This is a genomic window from Acidimangrovimonas sediminis (assembly GCF_002871005.1).
In the GTDB taxonomy this organism is placed as follows: domain Bacteria; phylum Pseudomonadota; class Alphaproteobacteria; order Rhodobacterales; family Rhodobacteraceae; genus Acidimangrovimonas; species Acidimangrovimonas sediminis.
The window spans coordinates 397,546-409,797 of the sequence record NZ_PHSN01000004.1; the positions used below are offsets into that span (position 1 = coordinate 397,546).

The window sequence follows — 12,252 nt, forward strand, 5'->3', positions numbered from 1 at the left end:
CCGCGCCACACGCCACTCTGCCTCCGACCAAAGGAGGGCCGGCATGGCGGGACATGGATACGAGAGCGGGCGGCTGAACCTGCCCTTCGTGGGAATCGCGACCTTCGGCAAGCGTCCCTACGTCGCCGACTGGCAAAGGATCGAGGCGGATGTGGCGATCCTTGGCGCGCCGTTCGACTTCGGCACCCAGTACCGCCCCGGCGCCCGCTTCGGACCGCGCGCGGTCCGCGAGGCCTCGACGCTGTTTTCCTTCGGCCACGCAGGGGCCTACGACCACGAGGACGATCGCACCTACCTCGGCCCCGAGATCCGGATCGTCGACATCGGCGACGCCGATATCGTCCATACCGATACGGAGGCGAGCCACGCCAGCATCGAGACAGGCGTGCGCGCGATACTCGAGGCGGGCGCGCTGCCGGTGGTGATCGGGGGCGACCACTCGATCAACATCCCCTGCCTGCGGTCCTTCGACGGCGCCTCGGGCGCGGGCGGCCCGATCCACATCCTACAGATCGACGCGCATCTCGATTTCGTCGACGAACGCCACGGGGTCAGGAACGGCCACGGCAACCCGATGCGGCGCGCGGCGGAACTTCCCTTCGTCACCGGGCTGACGCAACTGGGGATCCGCAACGTCTCCTCCACCGCGAAGGAAGGCTATGCGGCCGCCCGCGAGATGGGGTCCGACATCCTGTCGGTCAGACAGGTGCGCGCCCTGGGAACGGAAGGGGTCCTGGCGCGCATCCCCAAGGGCGCGCGGCTTTACGTGACCATCGACATCGACGGCTTCTGCCCATCGATCGCCCCCGGCACCGGCACGCCCTCGCACGGCGGATTCGTCTATTACGAAGTGCTGGAGATCCTGCAAGGCGTGGCACGCGGGCATGAGATCGTCGGCGTCGACCTGGTCGAGGTCGCCCCCGACTACGATGCTACCGGATCCACCGCGATCCTGGCCGCCCAGCTGCTGCTGAACTTTCTCGGCTTCATCTTCGACGCCCGGAAAGGATGACAAGGCCGGGGGCCATCTGCCCCCGGACCCCCGAGGATATTTTCGCTCAGAAGAAGAACTGGGGCATGCCTCCCCCTTCTTTCTGCTCGAAAATATCCCGGGGGCGCAGGGGGCAGCGCCCCCGCCGGCGCGGCGGCGGGCTCAGCCCTGCCGCCGGCCTTTCTGGAACAACCGCCCCGCCCCGATCTCGTCGAGCATCCGCCGGCCCGCCTCGGTGCCGAAATGCTGGTTCTGGTCGAGGCCGGGAAAGCGCGCGCGGACCTCGGTCGCAAGGTCGTCCGGCAGGTGGGTGAGTGTGGCGTCGTTGACCATCAGGCTTTCGGCCGGGATACCCTCGGCATAGATGATCTCGTGCCGATCGAAGACCAGGCTGAAGTAGTCGACGAAGCCGCCCTCGCGCAGGAACACCCGGTCGCCGTCGACGAGGTGCTTTGCCTGAACCAGCAGTTCGGCGGTATCGGTCACGCGGTCACGCTCGCGCTGGTAGAGGAACATGCGGTGGTGCTGGCCGACGATCAGGTCGCCCGCGTTGCCAAGCGTGCCGGAAGAGATCACCACGGGCGCGAAACTGCCGACGGCGCGCAGCGTGGCCTGCCCCATCCAGCGCAGGGGTTGCCCGCCGTGATCGCGGGTCAGCACCCGGTCGCCGATCTCCAGCTGTTCGATCCGGACCTGCCGGCCGTCGGCCAGCGCGATCCGCGTGCCGCGGGCGAAGGAGATGCAGACGATATCGGCCAGCCGCGCCTCGCCCGGGTTCGAATTGGCGCGCACCAGGGTGTAATCGGTACGCGGCGCGATCGGCGACAGCGGCAACGCGAAGGCTTCGGACATCGAGGTCCGCCCCTGCGTGCGGTGCCGCAGCATCAGCATTTCCACCGTGTCGCCATCGGGCGCGATCAGCGTCAGCCGCGAGGACAGGGTGACCGGATCCCCCGGTGTCCCGACTTCGGACCCCGGGGCCACTGTCAGGCCTCGACCGGTGTTGCCGGCATCGGGCAGCAGATAGAGACGCCAGGCGACCGCGTCGGGCTCGAGATTGTAGATATCGCCCTCGCAGACCTCATCGGCATCGCCGATCGCATCGCCGAGATTTGCCCCTATCTGGACGAAGAGGTCTTCGGTCCGGAAGACGTGGCAGGCGAAATGCGGCGGCGGCTTGTGCCGTCCGTTGCCCGCAGCGCCGGCCGCTGCCGTATCCTTTCCCGCCGCGTCTTTTCCCGCCGTATCTTTTCCTGACGTGTCTGGGCCCGAAGTGGTTTGGGTCGAGGTATCTGGGGTCGAAGCGCCCGGTCCGTTCATGAGAAGTGCCTGAAAGCCTGTCGTTTCCTGCTCCTTCTAAGGATTGAATGGGGCACCAAGAAGTCAATGCGTGGACCAGATTGCGCCCCCTTGGTTACCAAATCGTTTCGATATGACAGACAATCCGGGCCGGAAGGATCGCGCGCCCCCATCGGCGGAAACGGCCCGGGGCGACTTCGCGTTCTCCCGCGGTCGCGGCCGCCGCGCGCGCTGGCGCGATGGCGGGGGTCTTTCCGGACCCGTCCCCGGGTGCTACGTCTTTCACCGAACAGGAGGATCTGACGATGGACATGGGAATTCGCGGCAAGAAGGCGCTGGTCTGCGCCTCATCCAAGGGCCTGGGCAAGGGCTGCGCGGCGGCGCTTGCGGCCGAGGGGGTCGACCTCGTGCTGAACGCGCGCGGCGCCGAGGCGCTGGAGGCGACCGCGGCCGAGCTGCGCGACACCTACGGCGTGACGGTCACCGCGGTCGCCGCCGACATCACCACCGAAGAGGGCCGCAAGAAGGTGCTCGACGCCGCGGGGCCGGTGGACATCCTCGTCACCAATGCCGGCGGGCCGCCGCCCGGCACCTGGACCGACTGGAACCGTGACGACTTCATCGCCGCGCTCGACGCCAACATGCTCACCCCCATCGCGCTGATGCAGGCCTGTGTGCCCGGCATGATGGACAGGGGCTGGGGCCGCGTCGTCAACATCACCTCGCAATCGGTCAAGGCGCCGATCGCGGTGCTCGGGCTGTCGAATTCGGCCCGCGCGGGTCTGACCGGCTTTGTCGCGGGCACCTCGCGGCAGGTCGCGGGCAAGGGCGTGGTCATCAACAACCTCCTGCCCGGGATCCACGCGACCGACCGGGCGGATTCGCTCGACGGCGGGGCCGCCAAGGCCCAGGGGATCAGCCTTGACGAGGCGCGCGCACGCCGGGCAAAGACGATCCCCGCCGGGCGTTACGGCACGGCCGAGGAATTCGGCGCGACCTGCGCGTTCCTGTGTTCGCAGCACGCCGGTTACATGATCGGGCAGAACGTCCTGCTCGACGGCGGCGCCAACAACCAGACGATGTGACGCGCTTCCCCGGCGGCCATCTCTGGTGCGTCAGCCACCCCGAGGTCGCGATCGACCCCGGGGTGCCGGTGCCGGACTGGCCGCTGTCGGACCAGGGCCGCGCGCGGGCCATGGCCCTGGCGTCCACCGGCTGGCCGGGGCCGATGACGCGCATCGTCTCCAGCCCAGAACGGAAGGCGCGAGAGACGGCGGAGATCCTCGCCCGCGGTGCCCCGGTGGAGGGTCATCCACACCTGGCGGAGATCGACCGCTCCTCGACCGGATACGTGCCCCATGCCCGGCACGAGGCGCTGGCGGATGCACTTTTTGCCGATCCGGATATCAGCGCCGCGGGGTGGGAAACCGCGCGCGCGGCCCAGGCCAGGGCCGTGGCCGCGCTGGAGGACCTGCTGCAAGAGCCCTGCCCCGCGGATCTGGTGATCGTCGGCCATGGTGGTGTCGGCACGCTGCTGTGGTGTCACCTTGCCGGACGTCCGATCTCGCGCGTCGAGGATCAGCCCACGGGCGGCTGCGTCTGGGCCACCACCCTGCCCAGCCTGCAGCCTGTCCATCCCTGGCGGCGGTTCGAGGCCCTGGCCCCCGCCATGCCGCATCCGAAGTGATTCGCCCTGATTCGGTCAAAACGGCCGAATCCGCACCGAATCAGCGATTCGGGCTTTGCTCCCCCCCCGTGACCCAATAAACCGGGGATCGAAACAAACAACTGCGCGGCCCCGTGGCGGGTCGCGGAAGGGAGATGACATGCTCAACAACATCGGCGTTCCCGGCCTGCTGCTGATCGCGGTCGTGGTGCTCGTGCTCTTCGGGCGCGGCAAGGTGTCGAACCTCATGGGCGAGGTCGGCAAGGGGATCACCGCCTTCAAGAAGGGGATGAACGACAGCGAGAAGGAGGCCGAGAACGAGAAGGTCACCCAGGCGCGCGACGTCACCCCCCAGCAGGAAAAAGAGCCCGAGAAGCACAAGGCCTGAGCTGCGACCGGCCCCGGCCGGCGCCACCCGCGAACCGGCGGGCAAGGTGTTGCGGCGCCATCCGTCCGGCGGCCCCCGAGGGCCGCGACGGACATGGCGCGACGGCGACGGGGCCATGCAGCGATGACAAGGGTTTCAGACGGGTTTCAGAAATGGCCGGGGCGTGACAGCCCGGCCTAGGCAGGCGGGAGAGGCATGTTCGATATCGGCGGCTCCGAGCTTCTGGTGATCGGCGTCGTGGCGCTGATCGTGGTGGGTCCAAAGGATCTTCCCAAGATGTTCCACGCGCTCGGCCAGTTCACCGCGAAGGCGCGGCAGATGGCGCGGGAGTTTCAGCGCGCGATGGAAAACGCGGCGGAAGAGGCGGGCGCGGGCGATGTGGCGCGCGACCTCAAGTCACTGAATTCCATGCGCAACATAGGCTCCAACGCGCTTTCCGAAGCGACCAAGAGGCTGGAAAGCTGGGACGAGGTGAAGCGCGGCGGCGCGGCCGGGCTGCAGCCCGACCCCGATGCCCCCCTGCCCGGCGATCAAACGGCCTCCGGCGATGCGGCCACGCCCGCGGCCGAGCCGTCCTCGGAGCCGGGCCCAACACCGCCCCCGGAACCGGGGCCCGAGACCAAGGCGCTTGCGGAGCAACGCAAGGCGCAGGCCGCCGAGCGCGCCGAAGCCGCCGCCAAGGCTCGCGAGGCGTCGGCCCCGGCAGAAGCCACTCCCCCGAAGACCACACGCGCCCGCAAGTCCACCGCGAAGGCATCCAGCCCCGAGGCCGCGCCCGACACGGCCGGCGCGAAGCCCGCCGCAAAGACCGCGGCGAAGCCGAAAGCGGCTTCCAAGACGGCGGCCAAGACCGGGAAGACCGCCACCAAGTCCACCACGAAGACGGCAACCGGCAAGACGGCGGCCAAGACCGCGGCGGCCAAGGCCCCGGCTGGCAAGACCGCGACCAAATCGGCGACCAAGACAACGACCAAGTCCGGCACGCGCGCCGCCAAATCCGCGAAGCCCGACTCCCCCAAGCAGGGTGACGCATGAGCTCCGAAGACATCGACGATTCCAGCGCCCCGCTGCTGGAACACCTGGCCGAGCTGCGCACGCGGCTGATCTATTCCGTGCTGGCGTTCCTCGTGGGCGTCGTCATCTGCTATTCGATCGCCAACCCGATCTTCAACTTCCTGACCCACCCGATCTGCGTGGCGCTGGCCGACCGTGGCCAGGACTGCTCGCTCACCATGATCAAGCTGCAGGAAGGCTTCTTCGTGGCGATCCGGATCTCGGCGCTCGGCGGCTTCGTGCTGGCCTTCCCGGTGATCTCCTACCAGCTCTGGCGCTTCGTCGCGCCTGGTCTCTACAAGAATGAACGCAACGCCTTCCTGCCGTTCCTCGTGGCCTCGCCCGGGATGTTCCTCGCCGGGGCCGCGTTCGCCTATTACGTCATCCTGCCGATGGCGTTCTCGTTCTTCCTGAGCTTCCAGCAGGGCAAACCCCAACCGATCGGCGAGAACCCCGGCACGGCGCCCGGCGCCGCAACGACGGCGGCAGGCGACGCGACCGGTGCGGCAGGCCATGCCGCCAACGGTGCCGCGAACAGCGCGGGCCATATGCTGGAAACCGCAGGCATCACCTTCCACGGGTCGATCGCCGAATACCTCGCGCTTACGACCAAGTTCATCGTGGCCTTCGGGCTCTGCTTCCAGCTGCCGGTGCTGCTCACGCTCATGGGCAAGGCCGGGCTGGTCACGGCCGAGGGGCTGGCGAGCGTGCGCAAATATGCCGTCGTCGCGATCCTCATCCTCGCCGCAGTGGTGACCCCGCCCGACGTGGTCAGCCAGGGGATCCTCTTCGTCGTGGTCTACGGCCTCTACGAGATCTCGATCTGGCTCGTCCGCCGCGTCCAGAAGAAGCGCGAGGAAGAGCTGAAGGAACAGGGCCTGTGGTTCGAGGAAGACGAGGCGGAAGCCGCCGCCGAGGAGACCTCCTCTGATGACGCCACCTCCGAGGAGGCCAGGTCCGAAGAAGCGCCCGCCGCCGAGGACGACCCGGCCGACGACGGTGACGCGGCGAAACGCAGGCGCGACGGCCGCGATCCGGCGGACGACTGGGAATGACCGATCCCATGATCCGGATCGCTGAGGCGCTGGAGCGCCTCAGCCCGCCGCCGGGGGGCACGCCGGACCTGTCGGGCGCCGACGCCTTCGTCTGGCATGTCTCGCCCGACCGCCTCGTCCCGGTGCCGCAGGTCAGCCGGGTCGAGATCGGCCTGCTGATCGGAATCAACCGCGCCCGCGACATCCTTCTGGAGAACACGCGCCAGTTCGCTCGCGGCCACGCGGCGAACAACGCGCTTCTCTGGGGCGCCCGCGGCATGGGCAAGTCGAGCCTGACCAAGGCCGTGCACGCCCAGGTGATCTCCGAGGGGCTGCCCCTCAAGATCGTCGAGATCCAGCGCGAGGACCTGCCCTCGGTCACCCGCCTCCTCGCCCTGCTGCGCGACAGCGCCGAGCGGTTCCTCTTGTTCTGCGACGACCTGTCGTTCAGCCACGACGACCAGCATTACAAGTCCCTCAAGGCGGTGCTCGACGGCGGCATCGAGGGCCGGCCCGAGAACGTGCTGTTCTACGCCACCTCGAACCGCCGCCACCTGATGCCCCGCGACATGATCGAGAACGAGCGCTCCACCGCGATCTCTCCCTCCGAGGCGACCGAGGAAAAGGTCTCGCTGTCGGACCGCTTCGGCCTCTGGCTGGGCTTCCACCCCTGCAGTCAGGATGAATACCTCGACATGATCCGCGGCTATTGCGACAGCTACGGGGTGGAAATCGACGCGGACACCCTGCGCGCCGAGGCGATCGAATGGCAGGCCACCCGCGGCGCGCGCTCCGGCCGGGTCGCGTGGCAATATTTTACCGACCTCGCCGGACGGCGCGGCGTGGCGATCTGACGGCGGGCGGGGGCGCTGCCCCCTGCACCCCCGGGATATTTCCGCTCAGAAGAAGAACACAACCCTCTCTGTTCTTCTGAGGAAAAATATCCCACGGGGGTCCGGGGGTGTGAAACCCCCGGCCTCGACGCCCAAGCAACGCTTGCTCACAGCGCCGAAAACGCCTATTTCCCCGCGCTGAACGCAAAGGGTCTGTCATGAAATTCCTCGATTACGCCAAGGTCTACATCCGCTCGGGCGGGGGCGGCTCGGGCTGCGTCTCTTTCCGGCGAGAGAAATTCGTGGAATTCGGCGGGCCGGATGGCGGCGACGGCGGCAATGGCGGCTCGGTCTGGGCCGAGGCGGTCGACAATCTCAACACGCTGATCGACTTCCGCTACCAGCAGCATTTCTTCGCCAAGTCCGGCCAGCCCGGCATGGGCAGCCAGCGCACCGGCAAGACCGGCGACGACATCGTCCTTCGCGTGCCCATGGGCACCGAGATCCTCGACGAGGACGAGGAGACGCTGATCGCCGATCTGACGACCCCGGGCGAGCGTGTCCTGCTTGCCCGCGGCGGCAATGGCGGCTGGGGCAACCTGCATTTCAAATCGGCCACCAACCAGGCCCCGCGCCGCGCCAACCCGGGTCAGCCGGGGGTTGAGCGTACGCTCTGGCTGCGGCTGAAGCTCATTGCCGACGCGGGCCTTCTGGGTCTGCCGAATGCCGGCAAGTCGACCTTCCTCGCCGCCACCTCGAACGCACGGCCGAAGATCGCGGATTACCCCTTCACCACTCTGGTGCCGAACCTCGGCGTGGTCGGCGTCGACGGGCGCGAATTCGTCATCGCCGACATCCCCGGCCTGATCGAGGGTGCTTCGGAGGGCAAGGGTCTGGGCGACCTCTTCCTCGGCCATGTGGAGCGGTGCGCCGTTCTCCTGCACCTCGTCGACGGGACCTCCGAGACGGTGGCCGAGGATTGCGAGACGATCCTGCACGAGCTGGAGGCCTATTCGCCCGAGCTTGCCGCCAAGCCGCGGATCACCGCGCTCAACAAGATCGACGCGCTGGACGACGAGACGCTGGCCGAGCGCCGCGCGGCGCTGGAAGAGGTCGCCGGCGGAAAGGTCTTCGCGATCTCGGGCGTCACCGGCAAGGGCGTGACCGAGGTGCTGCGTGCACTGCAGGCGACCATCGGGGCCGCGCGCGAAGCCCCCGAGGAGCCGGAACCGTGGCAACCCTGACCTCCCTCGCGGCGCAGCCCCCCCGCATTGCCGAGGCCCGCCGCCTCGTCGTCAAGATCGGGTCGGCACTGCTGGTCGAAGGCTCTTCGGCCGCGCGCGAGGCCGGGGGGCTGCGGGCCGAATGGCTGCACTCGCTGGCCCGGGACGTAGCGGCCCTGGCCGCACGCGGCACCCAGGTGATCCTGGTGTCCTCCGGCTCGATCGCGCTGGGGCGCGGCCTTCTGCACCTGCCGCAGGGCGTCCTGCCGCTGGAACAGAACCAGGCGGCGGCGGCGGTGGGACAGATCCGCCTCGCCCGCGCCTACGAGGAGGCGCTCGCCCCCCACGGCATCACCGCAGCGCAGGTGCTGATGACGCTCGAGGATACGGCGGATCGGCGGCGCTACCTCAATGCCCGCGCCACGCTGGAGACGCTCCTGTCGCTCGGCACGGTGCCGATCGTGAACGAGAACGACACGGTGGCCACCGACGAGATCCGCTTCGGCGACAACGACCGCCTCGCCGCCCAGATCGCGGTGACGGTGGGGGCGGACCAGCTCGTCCTCCTCTCCGATGTCGACGGGCTCTACACGGCGAACCCGCAGACCGACCCCACGGCGCGTCACCTCCCCCTCGTCCCCGAGATCACGCCGGAGATCGAGGCGATGGCGGGCGACCCGGTCTCGGGCCTCTCCAAGGGCGGGATGAAGACGAAGCTGATGGCCGCCCGGGTGGCCGTCGCCGGAGGCTGCGCCATGGCGATCGCCACCGGCCAGGTCCCGCGCCCCCTGAAGGCGATCGAGGACGGGGCCCGCGTCACCTGGTTTGCCGCGCAGGACGACCCCCAGGCCGCCCGCAAGCGCTGGATCGCCGCGATGAAACCCCGCGGCAGCCTGACGGTCGACGCCGGCGCCGCACAGGCCCTGGCGCGCGGCAAGTCGCTCCTCCCTGCGGGCGTCACCGCCGTCTCCGGCCGCTTCGGCCGCGGCGAGCCGGTCACGGTACATGCGCCGGACGGCACCACAATCGCCAAGGGCCTCACCCGCTATACCGCCGACGAGGCGCGCCAGCTTCTCGGCCACCGCTCGGACGAGATCGAGACGATCCTGGGCTACCCGGGCCGCGCCGCGCTGATCCACCGCGACGACATGGTGGTGTGACGGGGCGTTCCGCGCTATATCCCCCTCACCACGCGTGGAGACGTGGGGATGCCTCCGGCGGGGATACTTGAAAGCAGAAAGAGAGAAGGGTCTTTCCTCCCCTTTCTGCTCGGAAATATCCCGGGGGGTCCAAGGGGGGCAGCGCCCCCCTTTCGCTGCAACAGAAGGAAGCGCAAGATGAAGGACTTGGACGACGTGGCGGGCCTGATGGCCGGGATCGGGGCGCGGGCGAAGGCCGCGGCAGCCGAGCTCGCCTTCGCGCCAGCCCCGGCCAAGCGGCTTGCGCTGGAGGCCGCCGCCGACGCGATCGAGGCGCGGCGGGACGAGATCGTCGCGGCCAATGCGCAGGACATGGATTTCGGGCGCGAGAAGGGGCTGAGCACCGCAATGCTCGACCGGCTCATGCTGGACGACTCCAGGATTGCGGGGATCGCTGCCGGGTTGCGCGCGGTGGCCGCGCAGGAGGATCCGGTGGGTGCCGTGATGGCGGAGTGGGACAGGCCCTCGGGCCTGCACATCCGGCGCGTGCGCACACCGCTGGGCGTCGTCGGGGTCATCTTCGAGAGCCGGCCGAACGTCACCGCCGATGCCGGCGCGCTGTGCCTCAAGGCCGGCAACGCGGCGATCCTGCGCGGCGGGTCGGAGAGCTTTCACTCCTCGCGGGCGATCCATGCCTGTCTCGTCGCGGGGCTGGAGGCCGCGGGCCTGCCTGCTGACGCGATCCAGCTGGTGCCCACGCGCGACCGGGCCGCGGTGGCCGAGATGCTGCGGATGACCGAGTACATCGATGTCATCGTGCCGCGGGGTGGCAAGGGTCTGGTCGGTCTCGTCCAGCGCGAGGCGCGGGTGCCGGTCTTTGCCCATCTCGAGGGGATCGTGCACATCTACGTCGACGCCGCCGCCGATCCGCGCAAGGCCTTCGAGGTGGTGTTGAACGCCAAGACCCGGCGCACTGGGATCTGCGGCGCAGCCGAGTGCCTGCTGATCGACCGACCGCTGGCCGGGGGGCTAGGGGCAGACCTCGTCGCCATGCTGGTCGAGGCCGGGGTGCGCGTTCATGCCGATGCCGAGCTGGGCGCCCTGCCCGGCACGGTGCCTGCGACGGAAGACGACTGGGGCCGCGAATACCTCGACATGGACATCGCGGTGAAGCTGGTCGACGGCGTGGACGGTGCGATCGCGCATATCCGGACGTTCGGGTCGAACCACACCGACGCGATCCTGACCGAGGATGACGCGGTGGCCGAGCGATTCTTTGCCCGGCTCGATTCGGCGATCCTGATGCGCAACGCCTCGACCCAGTTTGCCGATGGCGGCGAATTCGGCATGGGCGCCGAGATCGGCATCGCCACCGGCAAGATGCACGCCCGGGGCCCGGTGGGCGCCGAGCAGCTGACCAGCTTCAAGTACATCGTGACCGGTGACGGCACGATCCGGCACTGACCAGCACTCCCGCCGCGTGATCCGCGCGGCGGGCCTCCGCCCCTCACCAGGTCACGACGATTTCCTGATCGGTCAGAACGGCCCGCAGCTGGCGTCCCTGCCGCGCGGCCTCTGCCGGAGCGAGGAGGAATTGCGCCTGCGCGGCCGTCACGCCGACCGCCGCCGCCCCATCCGCCCCGCCAAGCAGCGCCCAGAGCGAGGGCTCGGCCCGCAGTCGGTCATGGCGGGCACGAGCGTGCCAGGCGCTTCCATCGTGCGAGACCTCGATCCTTCCGCCGAAGGCCAGCGCGCTTTCGAAGCAGAGGACAAGCAGGAAGGCGAGCTTCACCTCGTCGCGCGCGACATCGCCTGCGACGCGCCAATCCACCGCGATCCGCCCGCCCCGTGTCAGGTCCGCCAGGATCTCCTCGACCTCCGGGCGGCCCATGCTGGCCCCCGGCGAGGCGTGCCCGAAGGCCACGCGGAAGAAGCGCACGCGCGCCGTGGCATTCGCCACGCTTTCCTCGATCAGCGCGATTTCGGGGCCGGTTTCGCCCCCACCTGCCATCGCCAGAAGCTCCACCCCGTTGCAGACAGCGCCGAGCGGGCTGATAAGGTCGTGACAGATGCGCGAGCCGACGAGGGCCGCAAGGTCGGTTGATGCAGGCCCGGGCGCGCCATGAGAGGGCGCGGCGAGATCAGTCGCGTCGGGATCGGTGTCGTCTGGCTGAGGGCCGGCCGGGCCCTCCGTCGATCGGAACTTTGACATACCGCCAACTTTCACAGGAAATAGGTAAATGAGTGGTTTAAACGATCTTCTAGAACCGGGGATGCTGGTTCGTCACCCCGATCGCCCCGACTGGGGCCTCGGACAGGTGCAATCCCGCATTGGAGAGCGCATCACCGTGACTTTCGAACATGCCGGAAAGGTGGTGATTGATGGCCGACAGGTCCAGCTTGTGCCAGATTTCGAGGCCTGAAGCAACTTTCGGTTGATCCTGCGTCAGGCGTGCGCCCCTTCCTCTCCCGCACGCCGCCTCCCATGATCATTGGGCGCCCGATCACGCGGCGGGCCAGCGGGCGGGGCGCCGACCCGGCCCATCCCCGCCATCACCTGCGCGCTTTTGGTTGCAATGGAACCGCTCTGCGCCTACAACCCGGCGACACCACGCGCGGCCGGGCA

At 68.9% G+C, this 12,252-nt stretch carries 13 protein-coding genes; 11 read left to right on the forward strand and 2 right to left on the reverse strand.

What is annotated here, in order from left to right; translation table 11 throughout:
- Nucleotides 1-43 precede the first annotated feature (43 nt).
- The gene (gene speB, locus CVV76_RS04080; RefSeq protein ID WP_102223337.1) at nt 44-1,012 is read left to right on the forward strand and encodes an agmatinase; all 969 of its coding nucleotides are present in this window, start codon (nt 44-46) and stop codon (nt 1,010-1,012) included.
- A 141-nt stretch (nt 1,013-1,153) separates the two neighbouring features.
- Here speB and CVV76_RS04085 read toward each other — a convergent pair whose 3' ends face one another.
- Nucleotides 1,154-2,311: a Hint domain-containing protein gene (locus tag CVV76_RS04085; RefSeq protein ID WP_102223338.1), complete on the reverse strand. Its 1,158-nt coding sequence runs from the start codon at nt 2,309-2,311 to the stop codon at nt 1,154-1,156.
- Nucleotides 2,312-2,595: 284 nt separating this feature from the next.
- Between CVV76_RS04085 and CVV76_RS04090 the strand changes: the two genes are divergently transcribed.
- The 9 genes from CVV76_RS04090 (at nt 2,596) to CVV76_RS04130 (ending at nt 11,090) form a co-directional block, all read left to right on the forward strand.
- Nucleotides 2,596-3,375, forward strand: coding sequence for an SDR family oxidoreductase (locus CVV76_RS04090; RefSeq protein ID WP_102223339.1), 780 nt, complete (start codon nt 2,596-2,598; stop codon nt 3,373-3,375).
- Complete coding sequence (locus CVV76_RS04095; protein WP_233192706.1) at nt 3,372-3,977, forward strand: histidine phosphatase family protein; 606 nt, start codon at nt 3,372-3,374, stop codon at nt 3,975-3,977. The genes CVV76_RS04090 and CVV76_RS04095 overlap by 4 nt, the downstream gene beginning before the upstream one ends.
- A 139-nt stretch (nt 3,978-4,116) precedes the next feature.
- Nucleotides 4,117-4,344 (forward strand): twin-arginine translocase TatA/TatE family subunit, encoded by a 228-nt coding sequence (gene tatA / locus CVV76_RS04100; protein ID WP_102223340.1) that lies wholly within the window; start codon nt 4,117-4,119, stop codon nt 4,342-4,344.
- 195 nt (nt 4,345-4,539) lie between these two features.
- Nucleotides 4,540-5,379 (forward strand): Sec-independent protein translocase protein TatB, encoded by an 840-nt coding sequence (tatB, locus tag CVV76_RS04105; RefSeq protein WP_102223341.1) that lies wholly within the window; start codon nt 4,540-4,542, stop codon nt 5,377-5,379.
- Complete coding sequence (gene tatC, locus CVV76_RS04110) at nt 5,376-6,452, forward strand: twin-arginine translocase subunit TatC (RefSeq protein WP_102223342.1); 1,077 nt, start codon at nt 5,376-5,378, stop codon at nt 6,450-6,452. The genes tatB and tatC overlap by 4 nt, the downstream gene beginning before the upstream one ends.
- Entirely contained in the window at nt 6,449-7,285 is an 837-nt protein-coding gene (locus CVV76_RS04115; RefSeq protein ID WP_102223343.1) for an ATP-binding protein, read from the forward strand. The genes tatC and CVV76_RS04115 overlap by 4 nt, the downstream gene beginning before the upstream one ends.
- A gap of 197 nt (nt 7,286-7,482) precedes the next feature.
- Nucleotides 7,483-8,508: a GTPase ObgE gene (gene obgE / locus CVV76_RS04120; protein WP_102223344.1), complete on the forward strand. Its 1,026-nt coding sequence runs from the start codon at nt 7,483-7,485 to the stop codon at nt 8,506-8,508.
- On the forward strand, nt 8,496-9,647 hold the full coding sequence (proB, locus tag CVV76_RS04125) for a glutamate 5-kinase (protein WP_102223345.1): 1,152 nt from the start codon (nt 8,496-8,498) through the stop codon (nt 9,645-9,647). Before obgE ends, proB begins: the two co-directional genes overlap by 13 nt.
- A 177-nt stretch (nt 9,648-9,824) precedes the next feature.
- Nucleotides 9,825-11,090, forward strand: coding sequence for a glutamate-5-semialdehyde dehydrogenase (locus CVV76_RS04130; protein WP_102223346.1), 1,266 nt, complete (start codon nt 9,825-9,827; stop codon nt 11,088-11,090).
- 43 nt (nt 11,091-11,133) lie between these two features.
- Here the strand turns inward: CVV76_RS04130 and CVV76_RS04135 are convergent, their stop codons facing one another.
- A complete protein-coding gene (locus tag CVV76_RS04135) occupies nt 11,134-11,838 on the reverse strand; it encodes a histidine phosphotransferase family protein (protein ID WP_102223347.1) in 705 nt (234 codons plus the stop codon).
- 28 nt (nt 11,839-11,866) lie between these two features.
- Here CVV76_RS04135 and CVV76_RS04140 point away from each other — a divergent pair, with 28 nt between their 5' ends.
- The gene (locus tag CVV76_RS04140; protein ID WP_102223348.1) at nt 11,867-12,049 is read left to right on the forward strand and encodes a DUF3553 domain-containing protein; all 183 of its coding nucleotides are present in this window, start codon (nt 11,867-11,869) and stop codon (nt 12,047-12,049) included.
- Nucleotides 12,050-12,252: the final 203 nt, after the last annotated feature.

What these genes read in the sequence shown, in the direction of transcription:
- speB (WP_102223337.1), top strand. Translation starts at nt 44, where the DNA reads ATGGCGGGACATGGATACGAGAGCGGGCGGCTGAACCTGCCCTTCGTG.
- CVV76_RS04115 (WP_102223343.1), top strand. Translation starts at nt 6,449, where the DNA reads ATGACCGATCCCATGATCCGGATCGCTGAGGCGCTGGAGCGCCTCAGC.
- tatA (WP_102223340.1), top strand. Translation starts at nt 4,117, where the DNA reads ATGCTCAACAACATCGGCGTTCCCGGCCTGCTGCTGATCGCGGTCGTG.
- CVV76_RS04140 (WP_102223348.1), top strand. Translation starts at nt 11,867, where the DNA reads ATGAGTGGTTTAAACGATCTTCTAGAACCGGGGATGCTGGTTCGTCAC.
- CVV76_RS04130 (WP_102223346.1), top strand. Translation starts at nt 9,825, where the DNA reads ATGAAGGACTTGGACGACGTGGCGGGCCTGATGGCCGGGATCGGGGCG.
- CVV76_RS04085 (WP_102223338.1), bottom strand. Translation starts at nt 2,311, where the DNA reads ATGAACGGACCGGGCGCTTCGACCCCAGATACCTCGACCCAAACCACT.
- CVV76_RS04135 (WP_102223347.1), bottom strand. Translation starts at nt 11,838, where the DNA reads ATGTCAAAGTTCCGATCGACGGAGGGCCCGGCCGGCCCTCAGCCAGAC.
- tatC (WP_102223342.1), top strand. Translation starts at nt 5,376, where the DNA reads ATGAGCTCCGAAGACATCGACGATTCCAGCGCCCCGCTGCTGGAACAC.
- CVV76_RS04090 (WP_102223339.1), top strand. Translation starts at nt 2,596, where the DNA reads ATGGACATGGGAATTCGCGGCAAGAAGGCGCTGGTCTGCGCCTCATCC.
- obgE (WP_102223344.1), top strand. Translation starts at nt 7,483, where the DNA reads ATGAAATTCCTCGATTACGCCAAGGTCTACATCCGCTCGGGCGGGGGC.
- tatB (WP_102223341.1), top strand. Translation starts at nt 4,540, where the DNA reads ATGTTCGATATCGGCGGCTCCGAGCTTCTGGTGATCGGCGTCGTGGCG.